Source organism: Planomicrobium sp. CPCC 101079, assembly GCF_007859275.1.
Lineage (GTDB): Bacteria > Bacillota > Bacilli > Bacillales_A > Planococcaceae > Planococcus.
Window position 1 is genome coordinate 147,471 of sequence record NZ_VOHC01000028.1, and the last position, 25,060, is coordinate 172,530.

A 25,060-nucleotide genomic window follows, 5' to 3' on the forward strand; every position below is an offset into this window, starting at 1 on the left:
TTTAAATAAAGAAAGAAGCACACCATAAAAGTGCACTTCTTCTGATTACTGGAATTCACCTGACTGGCTCTGCCGTCACTTCACGGCTACCGCCTTTTTCTTTTCTCTTGCAAAGGTGTAGTTTCCATCATAGCGTTCAATTGTTTCGTCACGGAGCCAATACGTGACCGGAAAAAGCTTGTCCAGGAAATACCGGTCGTGTGAGACCGAAATGATGGTTCCTGGAAAATCAGCGAGCGCTTCTTCCATCACTTCTTTCGCCTCCAAGTCCAAATGATTGGTCGGCTCATCTAAAACAAGCAAGTTGTGGTTCATGTGCATTAACTGGGCCAGTCGGAGCCGCATGCGCTCCCCACCGCTCAATTGACGGACTGGCTGGAATACCATATTGCCGAAAAACAGAAATTTCGCCAACAGCGGACGGGCATCATATTCTGAAACCGGCACCACATCACGGAATTCCTGGATGATTGTCCGGTCATTGTCCATTTCCAATGTATGCTGGGACAAATAGCCGATCGACAGTCCGCTGCCAAGCCGGATCTCTCCGGCATCCACGGACTCCTTCCCCAAAATCATATTCAGCAGTGTGGTTTTCCCTGTTCCATTGGAACCGACAATCGCTACGCGTTCTCCATAACGGACATGCATGGAAACATCTTGGAATAGGGTCCGGTCGCCGAACTCTTTCCAAACCTCTTCCATCCGGACCACATCTTTCCCGCTGCGGTCTTTCGCCTGAAAATCAAGCGCCATTTGTTTTTTCGATAAGACCGGACGCTCTAAAACGTCAATTCGGGCTAATGCCTTCTCCATGCTCTTGGCTCTTCTATGCATGCCGGCATTTGGCGGATTGGCCCGGTTTGCCCACTCTTTCAACCGCTTGATCGTTTCTTTCATCTTTTGGATTTTCTTTTGCTGGTCTTGGTACTGCTGGAATTCGATCAATAGCCGGGCTTCCCGTTCTTTTACATAAGCCGAATAATTCCCTTTGTACTGGGTCAAATCGCCTTGATCCAGTTCCCAAATATGGGTTACCGTTTCATCAAGGAAATAACGGTCATGCGAAACCAACACGATTGTCCCTTTGTAATGGGCAATAAACCCTGCAAGCCACTCAATGGCTTCCAGATCCAAGTGGTTGGTCGGTTCATCGAGCAGCAGCAGGTCGGGTTCTTGCAGCAGCAGCTTCGCAAGCCCCACTTTTGTCCGTTCGCCTCCGCTAAGATGGCCCCACTTTTCCAACTTCAAGTGCTTGATTTTCAAGCCGTTCAGCACTTGGTCGATCCGGACATCAATTTCATAGCCGCCCCGTTGAATAAAGTCATCTTGCAGCTTGCCGTAGCGAGACAGCAACCGTTCCATTTCTTCTGGAGAAGCTGTTGCCATCGAAGTTTCCATCGCGGCTAATTGCAGTTGAACCGCCGCCAATTCCGAAAACACAGACGATAGCAGCTGATAAACCGTCAGTTTCCCGTCTTCATCCGAAGATTGCTTCAGTAGCCCCACAGCACACCCTTTCTTCCACGTCACCATTCCTTCGGTCGGCTGTAAGTTACCGGACAACACATTCAACAGCGTTGTTTTCCCTTCACCGTTACGGCCGACCAAGCCGATTCGCTGCCCCTCTGCAACTTCGCCTTTTATATGATTAAATAATTTTTGTGTCGCAAAATGGCACATAATTTGTTGAAATTGGCTAATAATCATTGTTCTCTCCCTTTCGTTGAAGAGACGCAGCCATACAAAAAAGGCATGCACAGACGCATGCCTTTTCGAATAAAACCGTTCGCAGGCAGATGTCTCTTACTGGTTATTTCCACTCAATGCAGTTGTCTGAAAAAGGACAGACTTGTCCCTTGCAGCTACTCCAGTGAAAAAAACGGCATGAAGGATGTATAAATATTGTTCACATTCCGACATGCGCTTACCAGTATGATTCATCTTACCCACCTCCTTCGTTCATTTCTTTTATAATAGGCGAAGCGAAGAAACCCGTCAATAGAAATCAGAATATTCTTTTTTGATTTTTATGCAAAAAGAAAAGAACAGGAATTTATACTCCCGTTCTATCATCCGTTGTATTTTGATTGCGGACTGGCTGTTTTAAAACGTCACCTATCCAGCCGCGCCGTTTCAAATAAAGATACAAAACTAAGGTAGTGAAGATAATGAGTGCAAGTGCCATCGGGTAGCCAAATGACCAGTGCAGCTCCGGCATATTATCGAAGTTCATGCCCCACAGCCCACCAAAAGCCATAAGCGGGGTGAACAGTGTTGCCAAGACCGTCAAGGTTTTAGCGATTTCATTTCCACGGTAGCTAGCAATGACGTTTTCCATGTCAACCAAGTTATTGATTTCATCTTCATAAGAATCCACTAGCATGGCACAGCGGTCAATCCGCATAGACGTGCGGTAAAATTCCGGTTCTTCTAGCACCGCTTTTCCAAATACTTCAGGGATGACCATTTTGATTTCCAAAAAGCCAATAACAAGGTGTTTCCATAAAAAAATCTCATGGCGGACACTTTGGATTTCCTCGAATGTCTTCTTATCATTTTTTTCTTCGATAGCCCATAATAGATTGTGGAGGCGCTCTTCAAAAAGGTCAATTTTCCGGAGGATGGCATTGGCCATTTTCCCAAGCAAAATCATCATGAGTTCAATTGAAGTCGATGCGTTCTGCATTTGCCGGAGAATGGCTTCTTCGTTCAAGTCTTCATCCGTTTCAAAAGCAATATCGTTCGTCACTAAAGCTTCTTTGGATAGATAAAAATGAAAAACGTCGCGCGCGCTTCTTTGCTGCTGGCTTTGCCTGAACACCAATGAACCCCAAATTGCCTCGTGCCCTGGGATTGAGGTTTCCGTATGTAAAACGTTGACCGCTATGTCTTTGGATTCCCGTATCCAAGAATGCATCCTCGTATTTTCCGGCATAAACTTCTGGAAATTTTCGTTTTCCACATCTCCTTCTTGCCAAATCCCATTTTCAAATGAATGCTGCGGCATCACGGATCCCTCCTTGTCTCTACTATTCATCCGATTGAAAAAGCAAGCCGCCGCAGGCTTGCTTTACTTATCGATTTGGTTGTTTTGATCGGTGTCTCTATATTTTTCGTTCGAATTTTCTTTATACTCCAAGTCTTTATCCGGCAACAACTCAAAATCCTTTTCAGGCGCAGGGGGAACATCCCGGTGCGGCTCAACTCTTGGGATCAGTTCTTCGCCTTCGTGGTCGTCCTTTTTCATCGTTGCTCCTCCTAAGATTATGATTATCTTCCAAATACCCATTTTACAATCAAAGTAATCTCGATAATCGCATCGTGCGTTTTCGCCGTTAGTTGTTCACTAGCGATTCAATCAACGGAATATCATCGGGGTATGCTAAATCCAATTCCCTGAGCTCGGCGATCGGTTTCCATGCAACATCTGCAATCCATTCATCTCCATCAAGAAGAACGATTTCCCCGCCAATTAGCTCGGCTCTGAAATAATGGAGTTCAAATGAAACCGCGGCATTTTCATAAGTACCGCTTTTCACCTTCAACTCTTCAATGGCCCGGACCCTTAAACCAGTTCCCTCGAGAAACTCCCGTTCGCAGCTTTCTTGGAGCGTTTCCCCGGTTTCTTGGCCTCCTGATGGCACACCCCATTTTTTCTCTTCTCCAGGAGGTCCTTGCAGTACCAGCAATACTTCATTTTTTTCATTGACGCAAACTCCTGCTGCGCCTTTCCAGTTCGACATTTCCATCAAATCGCTCCCATTGCTCGTTTTTCAATTTGAAGTACCAAAGCTTCTTTTCCTTCAATGTATTTTTCAATATTGCAGGGATTTTCTTTTGCCAGCTTCTTTTTTAACGTACCATATTCTTCTGCAATGCGGGGATTTTCCCGAAGATAATCACGAAAAGCCAAGTGGCGCATGATTTCCACACTCCCTTCTTGATAGACATGGACATGGTGAGTGCGTTCATCTCCGCCCCTTTGAAAATAACGTCTGCCGGGCAAGCCATTTTCTCCCTTGGCGACATAGCCCAATTTCTCCAGTTCGTTATTAAATCGATCGATTTGTTCAATATCCCTTACCACCGGCATCAAATCTATCACCGGTTTTGCCGCCATCCCTTGAATCGAGGTGCTGCCGATATGATGAACAGCAAGGCATTCCTCAGCAAGAACTTTTTGGATTTCGCTCGCTGCCAAGTCAAATTGCCATTTCCATTCCGGGTTGTATTCAGTGACTACAACTCTTCTCATTTTTCTCCTCCTATGAGCATTTACGAGAAAAAGCGGCTTGCAGTGCAAGTCGCTTTTCAGCTTGTTGAAAAAGTTAACGTTGTATGAGCGAGCATTCCTTAACCGATAGTTCGCCAAACAGCTGCGAAGCTATTGGCCGAAGTTATTTTGGCCAATAGCTTTGCGACGAGCTTGCGCAGGAGCATATGTTTTAAATGCCGCGGGCGAGCGCGCCAAGCCTCCTCCACCGCTTCGAAAACCTTGTGCTCCTGCATCGCTACGCTAGCTTTGTCGCAAATTAGCCCAAACAATCAGGAGTGTAGAGCATCTCCAAAGCGAATGAAAAGAAGCGACATGCAGCGGAAGGCGGCGACTCCTGCGGGAATGGTGCGAGTCCTGAGACCCCGCAGGGAGCGCCAGCGAGCGAGGAGGCTCAGGCCGCACCCCGCGGAAAGCGTCCGTCTGGAGCGCAATGTGAAAAGAGCAACAAGAGTTTCTCGACAGCCTGAAAAGCGGCTTGCCGCTGCAAGCCGCTTTTCTATATTTACTTACTCTGCTGCTTTGCTGTAAGCATCGTCTAATCTTAAACCGTGGGTTGCATCCGGCAGTCCAAGGTCTGCCGAAAATCCATTTGCCCGGTAGAAAGCATCCGCATTTGCAGAATCCGTCCGCACCACAATTTCGTTAAAATGGCCACGGCCATGATTGATAATTTCTTTTAGCAGCATTGTGCCAATCCCCTGCCTCCGTACGTGCTGAGAGATATAAAACCGTCGCAGCCTACCGACACCCCCCTTAGTCGAATAGGGGTCGCGATTTAAACCGCCGATAGCCACAAGCTCATCCCGCCCATCCCATACACCATAAAGCACTTCACCCGCTTTGTTAAATGTATTGGTGCCATCTTCATACTGGCTGACCAATCGCTTAAGAAAACGATACCCTTCAGCTTCGCTTTCTTCCACTAATTTCGAGACATCCACCGCTGTTAAATCATCAATTTTTTTTAGTTTTACGGTCATATTGTAGCCTCCTCATTATGGTGTGCATGGTTTCGCCATGTTCTTTCGCGTTCTTATTCAGTGTATAGGAGTTTCTTTGTGAATTCCACTGCACAATCAGAATTTTCTATCAACTAAAAAGAGAAACTGAGCGGTTGCACAGTTTCTCTTTGGCTATTAAACAGTAGGTGATTCTACATTTGCTTTTTTCACTTCAAGTTTTTTAATCACGTAAATGCTTGCTTCATATAAAACGACCATCGGAACCAAGACAATCAGTTGGCTGATGAAGTCTGGCGGCGTGATAAGCGCTGATACGATGGCAATGACGATATACGAGTATTTACGGACCTTTTTCATCGAATTTGATGTCAGCAATCCGATTGAAGACAGAAATAAGGCGACAATCGGCAATTCAAACAAAAGGCCTAATGGGACGGTTGTCATGATCAAAAAGTGAATATATTCACTCGCTGATATCATCACTGCAAAATTGACCGCTCCCATGCCAACTAAAAATTGGTAGCTTAATGGGTTGACTATAAAATAACCGAATGCCACACCTAAAATAAACAGAAGAAGCATGACCGGTGAGTACAGGCCAATGAATTTCGTCTCTTCTTCTTTTAATCCAGGTTTCACAAATTGCCATAAGAAATAACAAAGGAAAGGCAAAGAAAGTCCAAGTGCCAGTGTCATCGAAATGGAAGTGTAAAATTTAATGACTTCCAACGGACCAAGAATCACTAGGTCATGCCCTTTCACCACATGAGGAAACCAGTAATTTATTGTGGAAAAAACCACAACCAAAAAGATGAGAAAAACGATAGCACTTTTTATCAGCTGCTTCCGCAAATCGCCTAAATGGTCTACCAGTGTTTCTACATGAGTATCCGGTTCTTTCTCTGGCCCGTTTGGCGGGGTGGGCGCTTCGGCTTGATCAGGAGGCTTAGCCTGTGTTTTTTCTGCAGAGCTTTCTGGTGGCGCCGCTTTTTTATGCAACGGACTTACTAATTTTCGCTCTCCATACGGATCCATTTAACCACCTTCATAATTTTTCAGATTTTTTCTCTTCTGTTGCTGTTGCTTGCAAAGGGGTTGGCGACGGCGGTTGCAGAGTTGTCTGTGCCGGTGTTTGAGGCGGCGTCTGTGTATCTTCGTCATCCATAATTCCTTTTGTGGAACGTTTGAATTCTGATAACGTCTTTCCGACGGCTCCTCCAATTTCAGGCAATTTTTTTGGCCCAAACAAGATAAGGACAATAACTAAAATAATGATCAATCCTGGAACACCAATTGATGAAAACATACGTGTTGCCTCCTTTTTTAAACGAGCGATCCACCATCTCTGCTGTATCTGATGATGCCTTCTGCGCAGCGGTAAGCCAGTGCTCCTACTGTTCCAGTAGGGTTGTATCCGCCGTTATGAGGGAAATTCCCAGCTCCTACTACAAACAAGTTTTCAGCATCCCAATGCTGTAAATAATTGTTGACCACACTATCTTCCCGGCTGCTGCCCATCATCGTTCCGCCGGTATTGTGCGTTGTTTGGTAAGGTACAATGTCATAATCGGAAATCGGATTCCCGCCGACAACAGTTTTCGCGCCCATCTCTTGCATAATTTCTCCAGCGCGTTCTGTTAAATACGCATGCAATGCTTTATCTTGGTCGGTAAAGTTATAAGTCAACTGCAGCAAAGGTACGCCGTAAATGTCTTTGTACGTGCCGTCAAGCGACATGTAATTTTCTTTATAAGGCATTGAAGCCCCTTGTCCGCCAATATTCAAAGATCTTGTATAATTGTGAATAGATGCTTTTTTGAAATCCGCTCCCCAAGAAGGCGTGTCTGGCGGAATCGGGTTATGAAGGATTGGCCGTTGCCCTGTTTGGGTGATGGACAAACTCGCTCCGTGGATAAAGTCCAGATCGCTATGGTCAAAGTTATCGCCATTAAAATCATCGACAGTCATCCCGAGCGCTCCCGCACCCATAAAGACATTCATCTGTTCATCAAAGAAACCAGAAGCTGAAGGAAGAATCTGGTAAGCGTAGTTTTTCCCAAGAGTGCCGCGCCCGGTTTCCGGGTCGTATTGTTCGCCAATTTCCGAAACCATTAGCAGCTTCGCGTTATTCATCATATAACTCGTCAAAACAACTACTTCTGCCGGTTGAATGAATTCTTCGAATGTCACTGTATCGACATACCGAACTCCCGTGACTTTATCGCCTTCTTTTAATATTTCCACTACGTTTGCATTGAATTTGATCTCATAGTTTCCTGTATCGAGAGCCGTCGGGACAACTGTAACTTCCGGCGAAGATTTTGCCCCGTATTCACAGCCGAAGCGTTCGCAGAATCCGCAATACTGGCAGGCATTGATCCTTGCACCATCTGGATTCTCGTATGCTTCCGATAAGTTTGCCGATGGCATCATGAACGGCGAAAGCCCCAAGTTAGTAGAAGCAGTTTCAAACTTCTGCAGAATGGGAGTTTTCTTCATCGGCGGAGTAGGATAATCTTCCGACCGCTGCCCCCAGAACGGGTTCGTGTCTTCACCTGAAATTCCTGCAGTTTTTTCAAATCTTGTGAAGTATGGTTCCAGCTCATCATAAGTGATGCCCCAATCCTGAATGGTATAATCGGCTGAAAGCTTGTTGTTTCCATATTTTTCTTCCGTCATTGTTTTAATTTGGAAATCATACGGCAAAAAACGCCAGTTCTGGCCGTTCCAGTGAGTGCCCGAACCGCCTAATCCTTCACCCAGCAAAAAAGAGCCCATTTGCCGCATCGGCAATGCGCGCTGCTGCCGATTATTGCGGAACGTGACGGTTTCCCTTGATAAATCCTGCATCAGTTCATATCGGATAGCATAGCGGTATTCATCATGGATGATTGAATAATCTCCTGTACTCCGTTCGCGTCCACGTTCCAAACCTACCACTTTAAGCCCTTCTTTGGCGCATTCAGCGGCAATGATGCCACCCGTCCAGCCAACTCCTACTGTTACTACATCAACTTTATCTAAAGTTGTCGCCATTAAAATCCCCCCATATATGTTGTGTTACATACCAAGCGAGTGCGGTTCGATTTCCTGGAATTCTTCGCTCTCAATTTGGTTGATGTAAGCTGCTTGGTGGCCAGGAAAACCTTTCATTTTCCAGCCTTCCATATTGGCATTGCCGTTATAGATTGGGTCTGCATAAGCTCCTTCTAGAGTCGCCTGCCGTAATAGCCTGAAGAAAAACAAAGAGGAAACACCTTTCATTTCGATTTCGTCTTCTTGGAAAGCAGTTAAAATCTCATCCATCTGTGCTCCTTCAAGGTCCACAAAATTGGCGTTAAACCGGCTTTGCGCTTCGCTTTGCATTAATTGAAGCCCTTGTCGGAACATTTCGTTCCTTCTTAATCGGCTTTGGTAACCTTGGGTGCTTTCTCCTTCATAGAAAGGAGGCTGCATGTATTCTTTCGAATTTTCACCATAAGCCCCCGCTAATTGGCGGTCAATAAAATAAGGAACATTCAACCCGATTGCCCCTGGTCCTAAATCATCTTCAGGGAAAATCCGTTCCGTAGCCTGTGCCAGAATTTGAAATTCCGCGTCATTTTTAAAAAATTGAAGCCCAAGGACACCGCCAGTCTCCCCTCTTTCTCCATCAGTTGCAGCAGGAGGTGCGGTTGTAGTTCCAGTGCCATTTCCACCAGCATTTGATCCGATTAACCCACCGATCAAGCCTCCGCCGATCAAGGCTCCAGTAGCAATCCCTGACGTTTTTAAAAAGTCCCGCCGGGAGAAATTCTTTTCTTTTTTTGCCATCTTTCTGACCCCCTCATTCTATTTTGATAAAATATTGAGAATATTAACCTGTATACCCTATTCAAATTGGTTTAATCCTAAAAATTTAGGGAATTTTAATGCCAAAAGAAAGGATGGTTACTATGGAAACAAAATTATCAGTCAAGGAAATTCCTTCCTATTTAAAATGGAAAGATTCTCTCTTGGATTTGCGGTATCGTTTTGATTCGGATACAGCGGACTATACGTTAACCCGTTTGTTTGATCCTCAAATCGAAGAAGATTTGGAACGCTATGGCATTATGGACGTGCAGGCCGCAAAAAAACATTATTCAACTGAAATTGAAAACGCTCAGCGCAATGTGTATTTTTACCGGATAGCGAACATTATGTTTTTGGTATTATTTATTTTACTTCCAAGCATTGCCGTGTACTTTTTTTTGGACAGCTTAACGGCTTTAGTGTTCGGCATTCTTTTTTCCCTTTTAATGTTTTTTCTTGTGGAATGCTTTAACCAAGCCTATCTAAATAAATTCCAGAAACAATTGAAGGATGAAATTGCCCTAGAGGAAAGAGTCCAAAAAGCCGCCATTCCTTTCCGTGCAGATGAACTGACCGTTCGAGGAAATTCAGCAACCGTCACAAAAAATGGGATCGCCCCCATTACTACGTCCAATTACAAAAAAAACGGTGAAAACGTTATACGCTTTCACCTAGAGGATAACTCCATTACACCGTATATCCAATAAAAATTAGAAATACCAGAAAAAGAGGCGACCGTAGTAAAGGCTGCCTCTTTTTTCCCATAAAAAAAGGCCAAGGGAATGGACACCTCGGCTTTGTAGCATAGTTTGCTTAATTTAGGATTTTAATAGTGATGTTTTTGCGGCCCCAGCTCATGGCAGCATCTTGTGATGGGATAAATACATCAATTTTGTTTCCTTTGATTGCTCCGCCTGTATCGCCTGCAATCGCTTCTCCATATCCTTCTACCCAAACTCTAGAGCCGAGCGGGATAACAGTAGGGTCTACTGCGATTACTTTTTGGTTCGGATTTGAACGAAGATCTTGCCCTGTTGCTGTAACTCCTGAACATCCTGCACAGAATGCTGTGTAAGCTGTAGCTGATACGGTCATTTCTTTACCTGATACAGGTTCTGCTGACGCTTTTTCTACTGCTTCTGTTTTAGCCGGTTCTGCTGATGCTTTTTCTACTTTTTCCGGTGCCGCTTTTGCTGATTCAACTGGTTTTGGTACTGAAATTGGCGATCCGCCTTTAACTACCAACTTGTCTCCAGGATAAATCCAGTGGCCCGTAATGCCGTTCCAGCTCATTATCGCGTCCAATGAAATACCATGGGCTTGAGCAATTTTAAATAGCGTATCTCCACTTTGTACTATGTACATGGACTTTTCCGCTGATGGTTGTTCTTTCTGTTCTTTCACTTCCACTTGAATCTCTTGCTTTGGATAGATGATGTCCGATGACAATCCATTCCATCCTTTTAACTGATCTACTGAAACGTTCTGCTCCTGGGAGATGCTCCAAAGCGTGTCCCCGGATTCAACTGTATAAGATGAATTAGCGCTAGCTTGACTCGCTAGTCCTACACTTAATGCCGCTACTGCCGTGAACGTGATAATTTGTTTTTTCATAAAATGAAATTCCTCCTTCTCACTGTCTGAAAGCATCATAACATCCAGACATTGCAAGAAGATGACAGAACGACGGTTTAAAGTTATCAATTACGTTACGTGAAAGTAGCATATATTACGTTTTGTAATATAGTTGGAAATACTTGCTTTATAATTTAATAAAATCCTTTTTTATTTTTCAATAAACATATAGAACTAATTTCTCTTGAAAAGATGGTCAAAACAAAAAGCAGCAAAATAAAAAAGCTCCCTTCTGAAAATGAGGGAGCTTCAAATTTGAGGTTATTTGAACACGCTTGTGCTGTGAAGGGGCTGAAGTTTAGACTTCGGATCCAGATAAGCTTTCGCGTTATTGATAGCAGTTGGCGCTTCGCCAAAGCCGACAGCGATCAACTTAACTTTCCCTTCATATGTTGCAATATCACCAGCTGCGTAAATGCCTTCAATGCTTGTTTCCATTTTGGAATTCACCACTACCGAGTTCTTTTCCATTTCAAGGCCCCAGTCTTTGATTGGGCCGAGAGAGGTAATGTTGCCATAATTGACGATAACGTGATCCACTTCTAGGCGCTCTTCGTTGCCTTCTTTGTCAATGAGGACCAATTCACGGACTTGGCCATTTTCACCGACCAGCTCTTTTACCCCGTAAGGTTTTTTAATTTCTACTTTTGACTGCATTAGCACATCAATGTTCGCTTCGTGTGCCGTCATCTTGTCACGGCGGTGGCTAAGTGTTACATGCTCTGCTACATCCTCTAACATCATCGCCCAGTCTACAGCAGAATCTCCTCCGCCTAAAACAACAACTTTCTTGCCGTGGAACAATGTCAAGTCCTTTACGCCGTAATGGAGAGTCTTGCCCTCAAACTGCTCAGATCCGTCAACACCGAGTTTACGCGGTTGAAATGCACCGACTCCAGCCGTAAGGAGAATCGATTTTGTATAGTGCAGCCCTTTGTCTGTTTCAATAACGAAAATATCGTCGTTGCGCTCAACGTTAGACACTGTTTCTTCCAGGCAAATAGCAGGATCCCCGTAGTTTGCCTGAGCCACTAAATTATCAACAAGGTCTTTCGCTAAAATCTTTTGAAACCCGCCGATGTCGTAAATGAACTTATCAGGGTATAACTCCGACAATTGGCCGCCAAGCTGTGGCAAGCTATCCAAAATTTTCACTTTCATTTTGCGCATACCGCCGTAAAAGGAGGCAAACAAGCCGGTTGGTCCGCCCCCGATAATTGTAATATCGAAAATTTCACGTTCTTCCATTTATAACACTCCTATTTTTAATCAATACCTATATCCTATCACAATTCCCCCTATTTCTCGCTATTGGACTTATGGCGGAAAGCGGAAAATTAAAAATTTATATGGCCATCTTATGTCTGCAAGTTGCGCTGGCTTTCGGTACACTAATAGTAATAGAAGGAAGGGAAGGATGAGCAGGATGGACTTAGGGTTGAAAGGAAAAATAGTAGTGGTCATGGCTTCTAGTAAAGGGTTGGGGAAAGCGTCAGCGATGGAATTTGCGAAAGAGCAGGCGACCGTCATCATCTCAAGCCGCAGCCAAGTGGCACTTGAAGAGACAAAAAAGGAAATCCAGGAGCGAACCGGCAATAGTGAGATTCACCTGCGCGTTTGCGATATGTCTAAAGAACACGATATCACTTCGTTGTTCGAATTCGTCATTCAAAAGTTTGGCCGGGTTGATGTGCTGATCAATAACACCGGCGGGCCGAAAGCCGGCGGGTTCAGTGCGGTGGACGATGCCGATTGGTACAACGCATTCGACCGGAATCTCCTAAGCTATATCCGAACCGCCCGCGCCGTGCTTCCTCATATGAAAAAGCAGCGATTCGGGCGCATCATCAATATCTCTTCTTCTTCTACAAAAGAAGTGATTGATGGATTGATCTTATCCAATACATTTCGGGCAGGAATGGTTGGCTTCTCAAAAACACTGGCGCGTGAAGTTGCAGGCGATAATATCATGGTCAATACGGTTGGCCCTGGACGCATTGCCACGGATCGTGTAGCGGAGCTAAACCAAATTGCGGCAGACAAGCAGCAAGTGCCGATTGAAAAAATCATTCAAAAAAGCGAATCTGAAATACCGGCCGGCCGATTCGGTGATCCTGAAGAATTCGCCAAAATTGTGGTTTTCCTCGCCTCTTCCGCGAATTCATATTTGACGGGGCAATCACTTGTTGTTGACGGCGGCCTGCTTAAAGCGCTGTAGTAAACGTAAGATTATACACAAAAGCGAAAAATCGATATACTGAAAATGAACCAATTAAAAAGGAGATGTTGTAAATGGCGAAAAAAGGCCACATTCATATGGAAAATGGCGAAAAGATCGAATTTGAACTTTTCCCGAACGAAGCACCAAACACAGTAAAGAACTTTGAGGAGCTTGCAAACTCTGGTTTCTATGACGGTGTTACGTTCCACCGTGTTATTCCTGGTTTCGTTTCCCAAGGCGGCGACCCAACTGGAACTGGAGCTGGCGGCAGCGGCAAAACCATCAAATGTGAAACCCAAGGCAACCCGCATAAACACCAAGCAGGCAGCCTATCAATGGCTCATGCTGGAAAAGACACTGGCTCAAGCCAATTCTTTATCGTCCATGAACCACAACCGCACCTCAACGGCGTGCATACAGTGTTCGGACAAGTGACTTCTGGACTTGAAACAGCTAAAGCTATGAAAAATGGCGACAAAATGACGAAAGTCCACGTTTTTGACGAAGAATAAGAATAAAAAAACCAGCTTGGTTTTTCCAAGCTGGTTTTTTTATAGTGATTTTTAAGGCAAGGGAGTATGAGCATAGTTAAGGCTGGAATTCGGTTTTAAACTGAAAAGTCCTAGAGAAAATGGTCTCAGTTGCTTATCTGAAGCAACTTCATAAAGGAACCAAACCAGCTGTCATAAGCCTGAGTCATCAATGTACTTACGCAAGATTTCATCGTATTCGCCACTATCCTGCAGCTCCTGAAGTCCTGTATTGATTTTCTCAAGCAAATCGCTATTTTGCCCTTTTAACACTGCGATACCGTATTGATCATTCGTCAAACGCTCTCCTACCGTTTTCAACTCAAGGTCTCTTCGGGTAATTGCGTAAGCAATTACCGGATAATCTTCCAATAAAACATCCGCATGACCGTTTGCAACATCCAGGAACATCGACGGGCTATCATCGAAATCAGCAATTCTGTAGCCGTATTCTTCTTGATTGTCACGAGCAAATTTTGATCCTGTAGTTCCGTTTTTGACAGCGACAACTTTTCCATCCAAATCCTCCAAAGAAGTCACTTCTGTGTTATCCGCGTTGACTACCAGCGTCAAACCTGCATCGAAATACGGTTCAGAGAAATCCAGAATTTCTTTCCTTTCATCCGTAATGCTCATTCCGGCAATAGCCAAATCCAATTCGCCATTCTCTAGTGCTGGAATAATTCCAACGAAATCCATTGGCCGCAGTTCGATATCCAAGTCTTGGCTTTCAGCAATAGCATTGATGATATCAATATCAATACCTGTATATTCGCCTCCTACTTGAAATTCAAATGGTGGATAAGTCGTATCAATCCCTACCAAATATGCTCCTCCACCATTGCCGCCTCCGCTTTCTCCAGTGCCTTCGCTTGCTTTGTTTTCACCTCCTTCTTGTTGGGTCTGTCCACTCTCTGGTCCGCACGCAACTACAATTAGAATCAAGGTCAAAAGCAGCAATAAGAAACTGAACTTTTTCACCTTTCTCACCCCTTGTAGTTAAATTACCTCTATTAAATATAACACAATATTTAGATTTTGTTATTCTTTTGACCTAAATAATTATATTAGGTTCTATAAATTGTAAGTTTGCTATTAATTTTTTACTTCTTGACCGTCATCTGTTTCAATAAGAAAAATACGCATTCCAATAACATATATTGCCTTCAGCCCGATGCCATAGAGCACCTGCGGCTTTTTTTTTTTACAGTGCCTTAGTGATGCGGGCATTTCTCGGATTGAATATTTCCTTTAAACCAATTGCCATATGGCTGGTTTTTAATCAATAAGTTCGAAACAAATCTAACTCTTTGAATTTACCCCATTTGCAATTTCCCTTTTTCTCCGAAGCCTCATAAAGATCCGAAAATTATGGACCAGCGTTTTCAGCACTGCATAGGATGGAATCGCGATTAAGATACCGATAAATCCATAAAGAGCCGCCGATACCAACAATAAGAAAATAATAGTCAACGGATGGATGTTCAAGCGGCTGCCCATGATATTAGGCGTCACCAAATTCCCTTCAAGCTGTTGCACAATAAAGAGCACGAAAAGCACCTTTAGAGCCATGAAAGGTTCCGGGCTGATCAATGCGACGAAAAGAGCCGGCACGACGCCGATCATTGGTCCAAGAAACGGGACAATGTTAAGAAACATCGCAAATACCGCCAATGTTAAGGCATAATCAAGCCCAATGATCACATAACCTATATACATTAATACACCTACCACAACCGCTACAATAACTTGGCTGACAATATAAGCAGAAAGCGCGTGGTCAGCATCTTTTAAAACTTTCCTGCCTTCTGGCCTCCGGTCTTCCGAAAGATATTTCATTAAATGAGGAACCAGCTTCTCGTCATCTCTTAATAGGAAGAACAAGATAAATGGGACTATGATTAAAATCAGAGCCACATTCATGACCATTGCAAAGATTCCCATAACATTTTCCATTAATCCGTCTGATAAGTTTTCAATGTGGCCAAGTGCCTGATTTTTCAACTCTATTCCTGAAACTCCGCCAAATTGAATTTCTGAAAGGGCTGCTCCCGATTCCTCCGTCACTTCCTCCACCCGTTCCGGCGCAAGTTCCGCTAACCCTTCAATCTGGCTCTTTATTAACGGTCCAAAATAATAAACCAATGTTGCAAAGACAAGCACAATCAGCAAGAATAACACGGTGATTCCTGCGTTTTTCGGCATATAACGCATTAATAACTTGAGAAATGGCCGAATCATATAATATAAAAGGCCGGCAATCAAAATCGGAGCAAAGATTGTCGCAATGATAATTTTGAAGGGCATCCATACATAATCAATTCGCCCAAGAAAAAATAAGATAATAACTGCAAGTAGAATTCCTGTTGCGTATTCAAAGAAAGGTTTTCTAATCCACATTCCGTCTGCCCCTTTTTGTCTGGCTTGATTTTTAAAATTCACAAAAAAGAGCGGAAGCAAGGTATCCTCGCTTCCGCTCTTTTGACTTTGCTTATTTGTCTTCTTCTAGTTCGCGCATTTCCCGGTGCGTTTGAGGAAAACCGTTCGCTTGCCATTCGTCGCGGTAAGCACTGTCCAATTCTGTCAATCCTTGTTCTGCAGGATCCACATCCGCATCAGGGCTTTCACGCTTATCGACTTCTTGGCTGTTGCGCATGTCTACGTCTTCTTCAACCTGCACTTGTTTTTTTGATTGGACAGCCCGAAAAACAAAAAAGCCGGCTGCTGCAGCTAATGTACTTCCTATTACTGTATTCATTGTTGAATTTTTCATCAGAATCCCTCCACGTATAGAAACTTAATAGCTCTTCTGTTATTTGTATACCCTAAAAGTTCGTTCTTAATTACGAAAACAAAAGATTTTCGTTTTTCGTCACCCTTTCAATTGCTGCAACGCTTTTTTTTCCGCTGGAATCCGGACCAATAGCAGCAGCAAAGCATTGGCTATCGTGAAAACTAATGCAGTTCGCCAAGCCCCGAAAATCATGGGCAATGAAGCGATTTCCAACGCGACAACCACATAATTCGGGTGGGGGATCCATCGATAAGGACCGCTTTTCACTTTTTCTGCTCCTGGCAAGACTAGGATTTTGGTGTTCCAGAACTGCCCCAAGGAAGCCAAAGCCCACACACGCAAAATTTGCGCCACGATGAAGAGAAGCAAGAAAAAGAACCAAGCACCGTCTCTAATAACTTCCATATACAGGACTTCCAGAAGCAACGAAACGAAAAAAAGGACGTGAAGCAAGACGATCCACTTATAATGGGAAGCTCCCGCTTCAATGGCGCCTTGCTGCTTCATCCGCCGTTCATTGGATTTCGCATACATGATTTCTAGCAAGCGCTGGACTATGACAAAGCCGAATACGATCCAAAAAAAAGTCATCGGCCCACTTCTCCCCATTCAAGCCACAGCATTTCAGAGCTGAACCCGGGCCCAAGAGCGGTCAACAGCCCTTCTTCCCCTCGTTTCGGCTGTGTTTCTATAAATTCTTTTAAGACATAAAGTACCGTGGGCGAAGACATATTTCCATAATTCACTAACACGTTTCTGGAGATATCCGTTTTTTCGTTGGAAATGCCAAGTGACTTTTCATAAGCAGTGAGCACTTTTTTGCCGCCGGGATGAGCAACGAAATGGATAATATCCGAAGAAGTCTTGCCGAGCTTTTCCAAGAAGAGCTCCACATTCGGTTTGAGCCATTTCTCGATTATTTTGGGGATATCCCTGGAAAAAACAACATGCAGGCCTTGGTCCTTTACATCCCATCCCATAACGTCTTCCGAATCCTGCATCAGCGTTGACTGGGTGTCTTTGATGAAAAAACCGGCTCCTGCAACTTGTGCCTTCTCGCCAGTTACAAGAGCGCATGCTGCACCGTCGGCGAATAGCGAAGTTCCGATCAAGTTGCTTTTCGAGGTATCGGTACGCTGAAATGTCAAACTGCATAATTCGATGCACAGCACGAGAACTTTCGCTTCAGGATAAGCGCGGCAGTAATCATGGGCACGGCTGATTCCGGATGCCCCGCCAGCACAGCCTAGCCCCCATAATGGAATCCGTTTAATATGAGGTGGCAGCCGCAGTTCGTTCATGATCCGTGCATCAATGGTCGGCGTCGACATGCCGGAACTCGATACAAAGACAAAAGCATCAATCTCTTCTTTTTCCACGCCCGATTCTTCCAGGCAGCGAGCAACGGCGCGGCTGCCCATTCGCACCGCTTCTTCAACATAACGCTGATTTTTTTCCTCAAGTCCATGCTCTTTCTCAAACCAATCGAGCGGAGCCGCAAAATACCGGCCCTCGATCTGACCGTTGCCAAATACCCGCAGCAGCCTTTCAATGTCATCATAATGCCCGCCAAAAAGGTTCCGTACGACCCCGACAATCTCTTTTTGGTCGACATAATAAGGTGCGTTTTCAATGACTACATTCCGGATAAATGACATCAGCTTTCCTCCTTTTTCTTTTCGGTATAAAAAGCCATCCTCTCAAGAAGGACAGCTTGCCGGTTCACTTTATCAAGACAGCTTCCCCGCATGAATGAGTTACCCCAAAAATACCCTACTCTTAGGAGAGCTAAACGCTTAGGCCGTTTCGGTTTTAAGCTGTTCAATCAGTTTAAGGGCAACCCCTCTAACCGATGCAGGATTTTGGCCGGTGATGATTTTTCCGGATACTACGACACATTCTGTCAAAGGAAGCGACGCTTGCTTAAAAAGCACTCCTTGTGCTTTCATTGCTTGCTCGAGCGAGAAAGGAATGTAGTTGTATAACCCCATCACTTTTTCTTCTCGATCGGTAAATCCGGTAACAACATGCCCGGAAAGAAGATGGTGTTCCTCTGTTAAATAGACATTCAGCAAGCCGCTTGGCCCGTGGCAGACCGCCGATACAATTCCGCCTTTTTTGAAAATGGTTCTAGTCAAGTCCTGCAAGCCTTTATGACCCGGAAAATCCCACATGGTGCCGTGGCCGCCGGTAAAGTAAATAGCCTCATAGTCATTGCCATCGACTTGGCTTGGCACCATGGGCTTTTTCAACTTGTCCATCAAACTATCATCCATGTAATAATGACGGGTTTTTTTATTGGTCAAAACAGCCAAGAGGCTTCTTGGATCGATCGGTACCCGTGTCGGGGCCGTGCTGACGATATCGACAGCGAAATCATTTTTTACTTCATGGTAAAAATCAGTCAGTTCCCTTAGCCATAGCCCGGTCATTTTTCCTGGCACTCCTAATGAGGCATTATTTGTTGCCACTATTAAAATTTTCTTCATGCGAATCCCCTTTCAGCCGAAGTCATCTTTTCCCTTCGTATTCCCCTTAAAACGGAGTTTAGTCATTATCCGCCTAATCCTGATGAAAGATTGCTTCAAAGAAAAAAGATAGAGTCGATGGGCTAATGCCGACTCTATCTTTCGAATGCGGTGATTTCTTCCAGCAAATCCACTAGATTTTTTTCAAATTTCTCGTTGTCTTCCGGACGGCGTTTTTTCGGCCCTTTCATGCGCCCTCCCGCTTGGCGTATTTTCTTGGCTACATGGCGCCCGTAGAGCAGCTGGTCAATATTTTCCGCTGAATAGATGCGCCCGTTTTGATCGATGGGATAGCCTTGTTTCGCTAAAACCATCGCCGCTAATCCGTAATCTTGAGTGACCACCACATCCCCTTTATGGACTCGGTTGACCAAAACAAAGTCGACTGCGTCTGCCCCTTTCGATACCGTAATCGTTTCTGCCCCTTCCCGCTGCATATTATGGGCAGTATCACATAATAACAGGACAGGCAGCTGATAGCGTTTCGCCGCCGCAATAGTCAGATCCACTACAGGGCATCCATCAGCATCAATAAGTATTTTCGCCATTAGCTGTCCACCCTTTCATTCATCTCGTCCAATAGCTTTTCCGCTGCCCGCTTATACAAATTACTTGTATGCACCAATGAAGCAATCAGCAGCACACGCTCAAATTCCGCCATTTCTCCAGCTTCTTTCATTTGCTTGTCCACTTCTTTTTCCTGGCGATCCATCTCTCCTGCAAAACTCTCGATATTGCCCTTTTGAAGATGCAAGTAACTCTCGTAGAAAGGCTGCAGATTCAAATCCTGCTGTATGGCTTTTTCATTAATGCCATCGAGTACATGTTTGATGTCATTGATCGACAGCACACTTTTCATTTGGTAGATCAAAGAGATTAACATGATGTGGTTGCGGGAATATTTTTTATTGTGCAGCGGGTAGAAAAGTTTTCCTTTGGCATAATTGTTGATCATGGTCTTGGTCAGGATTTTTTCTTCGTCGTTTCGCTTCGAATCAGCAAAGCCCGTTTCAAACAATTGGATCACTTGATCGATGTATAAATCAATTTTCGGGATATCCTCCACTTGAATTTGATTTAAAAAATCCCGCTTATCAATTAGTTTTTTTGGATTTTCCAACTGCCTGCCTCCTTGCCTGTTGCTTGTTAGTCATTATATTACCTTATCATTAAGCATTCTCCAAGCTTGACTAGTGAAATTAATGCGTATATCATTAAAAGTAGTTTTAAAAACTACATAAGAAGAGGAGCGTATTATATGACCCCTTACATACGGGAACCTTTCAATGCATTGTCTCATTTAGCAGGGGCGGCCCTTTCGTTTATTGCATTTTGCGCCATGGTATTAAAAGCAGCCTATGCCAATGCGCCAGGTCTGCACGTCGCTGCTGTTATGATTTTCGGCATTAGTTTGATGTGCCTTTACTCTGCATCAGCCATTTACCATTCAGCGATAGCCACACCCAAGACCATTGCTTTTCTCCGGAAGCTTGACCATTCCATGATTTTTGCGCTTATTGCAGGGTCATATGCACCGTTTTGCTTGATTGCTCTTTCTGGAAAACTTGGCTGGGTGTTGTTTTTCTTTGTGGCGGTCATTGGCATCAGCGGGATCTTGTTTAAAATGGTCTGGTTCCATTCTCCGCGCTGGCTTTCAACTGCTCTCTATATTGCTATGGGTTGGATCATCATTTTTGCCATTGTGCCGCTTATTGACAGCATGTCGCTTAGCGGATTGCTGTGGCTGGTCGCCGGCGGGCTCTTCTATACAGTGGGCGGAATAATATATGGTTTGAAACCTGATTTTTTATCAACCAAACACTTGGGTTTCCATGAAATTTTCCACATTTTCATTTTGTTCGGGAGCTTATGCCACTTCATTTCGGTTTATTTTTATGTTTTATAAATCAAGTGCATTTTCCGCATGCTTTGGCGGAGACAGGATCTATGCTTTTCAGCAAATAGACATTTAATATAAAAAAGCCTGTTCTTCTCATTCAAAGAAGAACAGGCTTTTTTGGTTGTTAGCTTTCGTATGTTTCCAACGCCCTCATTAGATTGGCTTGAATTTTAATGTCTTTGAAATTGATGCCAAGTGTTACGGCCGTTTGAGCAATTTCTGGGCGGATGCCAGAAAGCACCGACTGGACTCCAATTATTTTTAATGATGCCATTAATTGGAACAATTGCTGGGCAACCATCGTATCGATAATTGCCACTGCTGACAAGTCGATATATAGGGTATGCAACTGCCGTTTGACGCTTTGCTCAAGCGCCGTCTCCAAAATGACTTTAGCCCGGTGGGTATCAATATCGCCGACAAGCGGCAAAATCCCTACCCCCTTTTTTATAGGAATGACCGGACTGCTCAGTTCGTTGATCACTGCTTGCTGGCTGGCCAAAATTCTCTGGGTCGCTTCATGATGATGGATAGCAAATCTTTCAATGATATAGTCAAAAGCATGGTTGATCGCCTCACTCCAGCGCAGTGCGTCTTCACTCGTAGCATCGGGGTTTTCCTCAAAAAACTTCCGGACAAATCCCCAATAAATTTCTCTGAAGATCCGCAGCTGTGTGATCACTTCATGAAGCGGGACGGCTTGTTGAACGCGCTCCTTGGCGACTGTTGCCACCCAATCTTCAATAAAGTTGCCGTATTCTCCCCGTTCTTGTATAAAAACCAAAGAAACCGCTTCGATGAATTTCGTGTTCTGCAACCTCAGCTGCTTTTCGATTTCAAGCGCCGCATTTTTCGAATAAGTGGAGCCATCCACTTTTATGCGCTTGCTGAGCCACTCATCCGTCAGACTGCATTCATTTTGAATTATAAATTCGTATAAATCTTTGCTGATTTGGCTCATTGTTTGTAAATCCCCTTTTTCATTGTACTTTCATATTATAAGAAAAGAGGGCGATTAGCCACTTATTACTAAAAAAAGCCTTCTGCATTAACAGAAGACATTTTCTCTCATTTAATTTACGGAATTCTTATGCTTAGTCATTATCCATTTGTAATAAAAAATGATAGCAACCAAGGCAGCTGCAAGTGCCAGATAAAGGTTCGAATATCCTAAAAACCCGGCAATAACGCCAAGCGAAACCGCGCCTACCGCCATTCCGCTATCGAATAAAGCGAAAAATGTGCCAGTCGCATAACCGCTTCTATGTTTATCGGCCGCTTGAATCGCTAATGTTTGGAAACTCGGCAAAAGCGTTCCATATCCCAATCCCACCAATGCACCGGACAATAAAAGCATCCACCAGGTATGAGTAAAACTTAACGAGAGAAGCCCGATTGCAAAAATAATACACGATGGGATGATTACAATGTCCGGTCCTCTCATATCAAACAACCGGCCGGTAAACGGCCGTACCAACAACATTGCCACCGCGTAAACCACAAAGAAAAAGCTTGCTGTCTGAAGCAGCCCGAGCGATTCGGCATAAACCGAGATAAACGTGATGATGCTGGCATAAACAAAGGAAATTAAGAAACCGACACTGGCAACTGGCAATGACTTGATTTCTATAAAATCACTGAATGCCAATCTGCGTTTTTCCGATTTGATGGCAGGTTTTTCCTCTACTCGAACGGACAAGGCACACAAGAAGCCGACGGCCATGATAATTCCAAAAATCAGGAAAATTGTCCGATACGCCACAAAAGGCTGAAGCGTCAAGGCAAGGAATGGCCCCGCAACGACAGCCAAGTTCATTGCAATACCGTAATAGCCAAGCCCTTCCCCCCGCCGTTCGGGCGGAACCAGATCAGCCGCAATAGCTCCGGCGACAGTCGTCACCAAACTAAACCAAATGCCTTGAAAAAAGCGCAGCATTAAAAGCGCCGGCAATCCTGTCGCAAACATATACAAAAAGGTACTGATAGCAAATAGCAAGACACTGAGCACCAAGATTTTTCGCTTGCCAAACTTCTCTAAAATCAATCCGGCAAAAAACCGCATGATGATTGCAGATACCAGGAATATCGAAACAGCAATTCCGCTCTCTGCCGCTGTGCCGCCCAATCCGTCTTTGTCCAATACATAAATCGGCACCAATGTCAGCAATGCATAAAATACGGCAAAAATAAAAAATGTACTAATTGATATATTGATAAAACTCTTTGTCCAAATCGGTCTTTTTTCAGTCATTCCTTACATCCTTTTCTTCTGGTTCTACTCCAATTTTCCGCAATAACTCAATCAGTTGCCGCTGCTCTTCATCTGTCAGGCGAGCCAGCAGCCGCTCTTCTAGTTCCGTAATCCGTTGTTCGATTTGCGGCATCAGCCGTTCCGCCCGGTCCGACAAGACGACAATTCGTGCCCGCTTGTCTTCCCCTTCCCGCCGCATCACCCATCTGCTTTCTTCAAGCCGGGCAATAGTGCGCGTTACTGTCGGCGCTTCGACATTCAAATACTGCCAAATCTCTTTTTGCGTCATAGCCCCGAATTGCTTTAAACAAAAAAGAACCGACCATTGCGAGCTGTACAAGTCGAACTCCTTTAATACTTCATTCACTTCTTTTACAGACAACCGCGATGTTTGATGGATCTCATGAAACAATAAATTCCGCATAAATATCCTACCCTCAAATTATTTACCTAAGTAAGTATATCGTCTGGCAATAGGCAAGTAAAGATATTATTTTGATAGATAAAATAAAAAAGCTTTCGAGAAACTCTCGAAAGCTTTTTTTCATTTGGTTTCAGGCGAACGCTTGCGGGATATTGAATTGCCGAAATCCAATCGGGCGACATAAGTCCAAGGCGATTGGCGATAATAATCCTTAACAAGCTGAAAGGCTTTTCCGTATAAATAGAAAAGCCTTCCACTAAGCTGCGTCACACTTTCCATGCTGTGAGACCGAAAGCGTCCTCTACGGCTACTTGGAGAAGCACACAAATTTTATTGCTAAATCAGGATGCCGCGTTTTTTCGCTTCAAACAGCAGTTCTTCACGAAAGTTTGGATGCGCAATACCGATTAAACGTTTTGCGCGCTCAGAAAGCGATACACCGTGAAGACGCGCAATGCCGTATTCCGTCACAATATTGTCGACATCATTCTTTCCCGTTGTAACGACTGAGCCCGGAGCCAAATCGAGTTTGATGCGCGAGATGGAATCATTTTTTGCGGTCGACTGCAAGCAAATATATCCTTTGCCGTTTTCAGCAAACCGGACGCCTCTTGCGAAATCGATTTGGCCGCCGCTTGATGAATAGTATTTGCCGCCTACTGTTTCTGAAGCGCACTGGCCAAACAAATCCACTTCTGTTGTCGCATTGATTGACACGATATTTTTTTCTTTAGCAATTTCGCGCGGATCATTGACTAGGCTGACCGGCAGAAATTCGACCCCTGGGTTGTTATCGATAAAAACGTATAATTTTTTCGTTCCATAAGCGAATGTCGCAATAATCTTCCCAGGATGCGTAAATTTACGCGTTCCATCCACTGCCCCGGCATTTACCAGATCGACAATGCCATCCGGCAGCATTTCCGTGTGTATCCCTAAATGGCGATGGTCTTTCAACATGCTAATGACTGCATTCGGCACTGAACCGATGCCGATTTGCAGCGTATCGCCATTTTCAATATCTGCGGTCACGGAAGATGCAATACGGATGTCCTTTTCTCCAATTTCAGAGGATTTCTCTTCGATTAGCGTCGCATTGTGTTCAACAAAGCCCGCAACTTGGCTGACATGAATTTGGTTGCGGCCATAGGTTTTTGGCATTTGGTTGTTCACTTCCAGCACAAAGGGAACTTTGCCGATAAATTCCGCTACGTAATCCGCCTGTGTCCCCAACGTGAAATAGCCATGCTCATCCATCGGGGAAGCGACAGTCATGATCATCGACATTTTCGTTATTTTCTTTAGCATTCTCGGGACTTCGTGGAAATTATTTGGAACCAGCTCCAGTTTTGCTTGCTGGTAGACTTTTCTTGTGGCTCCGCTAAGAAAATACGAAACGTGCTTCAGCTGTTCAAACTGCCCTTCAATATATGGCCTAGGGCGCAAGGCCAACATTTGGTGAATGGTTACGCCGCTCAACTGTTCAGCATGTTCTTCCAGTAGATCGAGCAACCGGATCGGCTCCCCGTTTGCTATCGGAATAATGATATCTGCTCCCGGTTCGATCAAGCCGATCAAATCTGGAATACTCAACTTTTTGGTCATCCATCTCTCACTCCCACTTCTGCTACTATCGTTAAATTTTATCATAGTTTCTTTTATTTGCTTATTTTCAAATTTGCTATTTTTTCTGCAAAACAAA

29 protein-coding genes are annotated in these 25,060 nt (G+C 44.3%); 4 read left to right on the top strand and 25 right to left on the bottom strand.

Features of this window, described 5'->3' with window-relative positions:
* Positions 1-75: 75 nt before the first annotated feature.
* The 11 genes from abc-f to FQV28_RS12880 all read right to left on the bottom strand — a co-directional run bounded on the left by abc-f (position 76) and on the right by FQV28_RS12880 (position 9,054).
* Entirely contained in the window at positions 76-1,710 is a 1,635-nt protein-coding gene (gene abc-f, locus FQV28_RS12840) for a ribosomal protection-like ABC-F family protein (protein ID WP_146496896.1), read from the bottom strand.
* Between the two features lie 96 nt (positions 1,711-1,806).
* Positions 1,807-1,944 carry a hypothetical protein gene (locus tag FQV28_RS19265; protein ID WP_186763871.1) on the bottom strand — a complete coding sequence of 46 codons (138 nt, stop codon included), beginning with the start codon at positions 1,942-1,944 and terminating at the stop codon, positions 1,807-1,809.
* A 112-nt stretch (positions 1,945-2,056) separates the two neighbouring features.
* A complete protein-coding gene (locus tag FQV28_RS12845; RefSeq protein ID WP_146496897.1) occupies positions 2,057-3,010 on the bottom strand; it encodes a magnesium transporter CorA family protein in 954 nt (317 codons plus the stop codon).
* 63 nt (positions 3,011-3,073) lie between these two features.
* Positions 3,074-3,250 carry a hypothetical protein gene (locus FQV28_RS19270; protein ID WP_186763872.1) on the bottom strand — a complete coding sequence of 59 codons (177 nt, stop codon included), beginning with the start codon at positions 3,248-3,250 and terminating at the stop codon, positions 3,074-3,076.
* Between the two features lie 88 nt (positions 3,251-3,338).
* A complete protein-coding gene (locus FQV28_RS12850) occupies positions 3,339-3,746 on the bottom strand; it encodes an NUDIX hydrolase (protein WP_146497117.1) in 408 nt (135 codons plus the stop codon).
* 5 nt (positions 3,747-3,751) lie between these two features.
* Positions 3,752-4,258 (bottom strand): GrpB family protein, encoded by a 507-nt coding sequence (locus FQV28_RS12855; protein WP_146496898.1) that lies wholly within the window; start codon positions 4,256-4,258, stop codon positions 3,752-3,754.
* Between the two features lie 527 nt (positions 4,259-4,785).
* Positions 4,786-5,259 (bottom strand): GNAT family N-acetyltransferase, encoded by a 474-nt coding sequence (locus FQV28_RS12860; RefSeq protein WP_146496899.1) that lies wholly within the window; start codon positions 5,257-5,259, stop codon positions 4,786-4,788.
* 156 nt (positions 5,260-5,415) lie between these two features.
* Positions 5,416-6,276: a twin-arginine translocase subunit TatC gene (tatC, locus tag FQV28_RS12865; protein WP_146496900.1), complete on the bottom strand. Its 861-nt coding sequence runs from the start codon at positions 6,274-6,276 to the stop codon at positions 5,416-5,418.
* Between the two features lie 10 nt (positions 6,277-6,286).
* A complete protein-coding gene (gene tatA, locus FQV28_RS19575) occupies positions 6,287-6,547 on the bottom strand; it encodes a twin-arginine translocase TatA/TatE family subunit (RefSeq protein ID WP_255472939.1) in 261 nt (86 codons plus the stop codon).
* 17 nt (positions 6,548-6,564) lie between these two features.
* Entirely contained in the window at positions 6,565-8,277 is a 1,713-nt protein-coding gene (locus FQV28_RS12875; RefSeq protein WP_146496901.1) for a GMC family oxidoreductase, read from the bottom strand.
* A 24-nt stretch (positions 8,278-8,301) separates the two neighbouring features.
* Positions 8,302-9,054, bottom strand: coding sequence for a gluconate 2-dehydrogenase subunit 3 family protein (locus FQV28_RS12880; protein ID WP_146496902.1), 753 nt, complete (start codon positions 9,052-9,054; stop codon positions 8,302-8,304).
* A 122-nt stretch (positions 9,055-9,176) separates the two neighbouring features.
* Between FQV28_RS12880 and FQV28_RS12885 the strand changes: the two genes are divergently transcribed.
* Positions 9,177-9,782, top strand: coding sequence for a hypothetical protein (locus FQV28_RS12885; RefSeq protein WP_146496903.1), 606 nt, complete (start codon positions 9,177-9,179; stop codon positions 9,780-9,782).
* Between the two features lie 106 nt (positions 9,783-9,888).
* Here FQV28_RS12885 and FQV28_RS12890 read toward each other — a convergent pair whose 3' ends face one another.
* The gene (locus tag FQV28_RS12890) at positions 9,889-10,689 is read right to left on the bottom strand and encodes a LysM peptidoglycan-binding and 3D domain-containing protein (RefSeq protein ID WP_146496904.1); all 801 of its coding nucleotides are present in this window, start codon (positions 10,687-10,689) and stop codon (positions 9,889-9,891) included.
* 282 nt (positions 10,690-10,971) lie between these two features.
* Positions 10,972-11,958 (bottom strand): NAD(P)/FAD-dependent oxidoreductase, encoded by a 987-nt coding sequence (locus FQV28_RS12895; RefSeq protein ID WP_146496905.1) that lies wholly within the window; start codon positions 11,956-11,958, stop codon positions 10,972-10,974.
* Between the two features lie 178 nt (positions 11,959-12,136).
* Here FQV28_RS12895 and FQV28_RS12900 point away from each other — a divergent pair, with 178 nt between their 5' ends.
* Together FQV28_RS12900 and FQV28_RS12905 are read left to right on the top strand one after the other, a co-directional pair.
* On the top strand, positions 12,137-12,928 hold the full coding sequence (locus FQV28_RS12900) for an SDR family oxidoreductase (RefSeq protein ID WP_146497118.1): 792 nt from the start codon (positions 12,137-12,139) through the stop codon (positions 12,926-12,928).
* 74 nt (positions 12,929-13,002) lie between these two features.
* Positions 13,003-13,443, top strand: a complete 441-nt coding sequence (locus FQV28_RS12905) for a peptidylprolyl isomerase (RefSeq protein ID WP_146496906.1) — start codon at positions 13,003-13,005, stop codon at positions 13,441-13,443.
* 171 nt (positions 13,444-13,614) lie between these two features.
* Here FQV28_RS12905 and FQV28_RS12910 read toward each other — a convergent pair whose 3' ends face one another.
* From FQV28_RS12910 to FQV28_RS12945, 8 genes are all read right to left on the bottom strand, one after another.
* Entirely contained in the window at positions 13,615-14,442 is an 828-nt protein-coding gene (locus FQV28_RS12910) for a transporter substrate-binding domain-containing protein (RefSeq protein ID WP_146496907.1), read from the bottom strand.
* A gap of 321 nt (positions 14,443-14,763) precedes the next feature.
* Positions 14,764-15,861: an AI-2E family transporter gene (locus FQV28_RS12915; protein ID WP_146496908.1), complete on the bottom strand. Its 1,098-nt coding sequence runs from the start codon at positions 15,859-15,861 to the stop codon at positions 14,764-14,766.
* 91 nt (positions 15,862-15,952) lie between these two features.
* Positions 15,953-16,234, bottom strand: coding sequence for a hypothetical protein (locus FQV28_RS12920; RefSeq protein WP_146496909.1), 282 nt, complete (start codon positions 16,232-16,234; stop codon positions 15,953-15,955).
* A 99-nt stretch (positions 16,235-16,333) separates the two neighbouring features.
* On the bottom strand, positions 16,334-16,846 hold the full coding sequence (locus FQV28_RS12925) for an isoprenylcysteine carboxyl methyltransferase family protein (protein WP_146496910.1): 513 nt from the start codon (positions 16,844-16,846) through the stop codon (positions 16,334-16,336).
* On the bottom strand, positions 16,843-17,913 hold the full coding sequence (locus FQV28_RS12930; protein WP_146496911.1) for a type III polyketide synthase: 1,071 nt from the start codon (positions 17,911-17,913) through the stop codon (positions 16,843-16,845). The genes FQV28_RS12925 and FQV28_RS12930 overlap by 4 nt, the downstream gene beginning before the upstream one ends.
* Before the next feature lie 138 nt (positions 17,914-18,051).
* Positions 18,052-18,744 carry a type 1 glutamine amidotransferase domain-containing protein gene (locus tag FQV28_RS12935; protein ID WP_146496912.1) on the bottom strand — a complete coding sequence of 231 codons (693 nt, stop codon included), beginning with the start codon at positions 18,742-18,744 and terminating at the stop codon, positions 18,052-18,054.
* A gap of 134 nt (positions 18,745-18,878) precedes the next feature.
* A complete protein-coding gene (locus tag FQV28_RS12940; protein ID WP_146496913.1) occupies positions 18,879-19,331 on the bottom strand; it encodes a YaiI/YqxD family protein in 453 nt (150 codons plus the stop codon).
* The gene (locus FQV28_RS12945) at positions 19,331-19,903 is read right to left on the bottom strand and encodes a DUF1836 domain-containing protein (protein ID WP_146496914.1); all 573 of its coding nucleotides are present in this window, start codon (positions 19,901-19,903) and stop codon (positions 19,331-19,333) included. The genes FQV28_RS12940 and FQV28_RS12945 overlap by 1 nt, the downstream gene beginning before the upstream one ends.
* 138 nt (positions 19,904-20,041) lie before the next feature.
* On the opposite strand from FQV28_RS12945, the gene trhA reads away from it, so the two are divergent.
* Positions 20,042-20,689: a PAQR family membrane homeostasis protein TrhA gene (trhA, locus tag FQV28_RS12950; protein ID WP_146496915.1), complete on the top strand. Its 648-nt coding sequence runs from the start codon at positions 20,042-20,044 to the stop codon at positions 20,687-20,689.
* Between the two features lie 118 nt (positions 20,690-20,807).
* On the opposite strand, the gene FQV28_RS12955 is transcribed toward trhA, so the two are convergent.
* The 4 genes from FQV28_RS12955 to FQV28_RS12970 all read right to left on the bottom strand — a co-directional run bounded on the left by FQV28_RS12955 (position 20,808) and on the right by FQV28_RS12970 (position 24,963).
* Positions 20,808-21,644, bottom strand: a complete 837-nt coding sequence (locus tag FQV28_RS12955; RefSeq protein ID WP_146496916.1) for an STAS domain-containing protein — start codon at positions 21,642-21,644, stop codon at positions 20,808-20,810.
* A 111-nt stretch (positions 21,645-21,755) separates the two neighbouring features.
* Positions 21,756-22,934, bottom strand: coding sequence for an MFS transporter (locus FQV28_RS12960; protein ID WP_146496917.1), 1,179 nt, complete (start codon positions 22,932-22,934; stop codon positions 21,756-21,758).
* Positions 22,927-23,358, bottom strand: coding sequence for a MarR family winged helix-turn-helix transcriptional regulator (locus tag FQV28_RS12965; protein ID WP_146496918.1), 432 nt, complete (start codon positions 23,356-23,358; stop codon positions 22,927-22,929). Before FQV28_RS12965 ends, FQV28_RS12960 begins: the two co-directional genes overlap by 8 nt.
* Before the next feature lie 336 nt (positions 23,359-23,694).
* On the bottom strand, positions 23,695-24,963 hold the full coding sequence (locus FQV28_RS12970) for an acetyl-CoA hydrolase/transferase family protein (protein ID WP_146496919.1): 1,269 nt from the start codon (positions 24,961-24,963) through the stop codon (positions 23,695-23,697).
* Positions 24,964-25,060 lie beyond the last annotated feature (97 nt).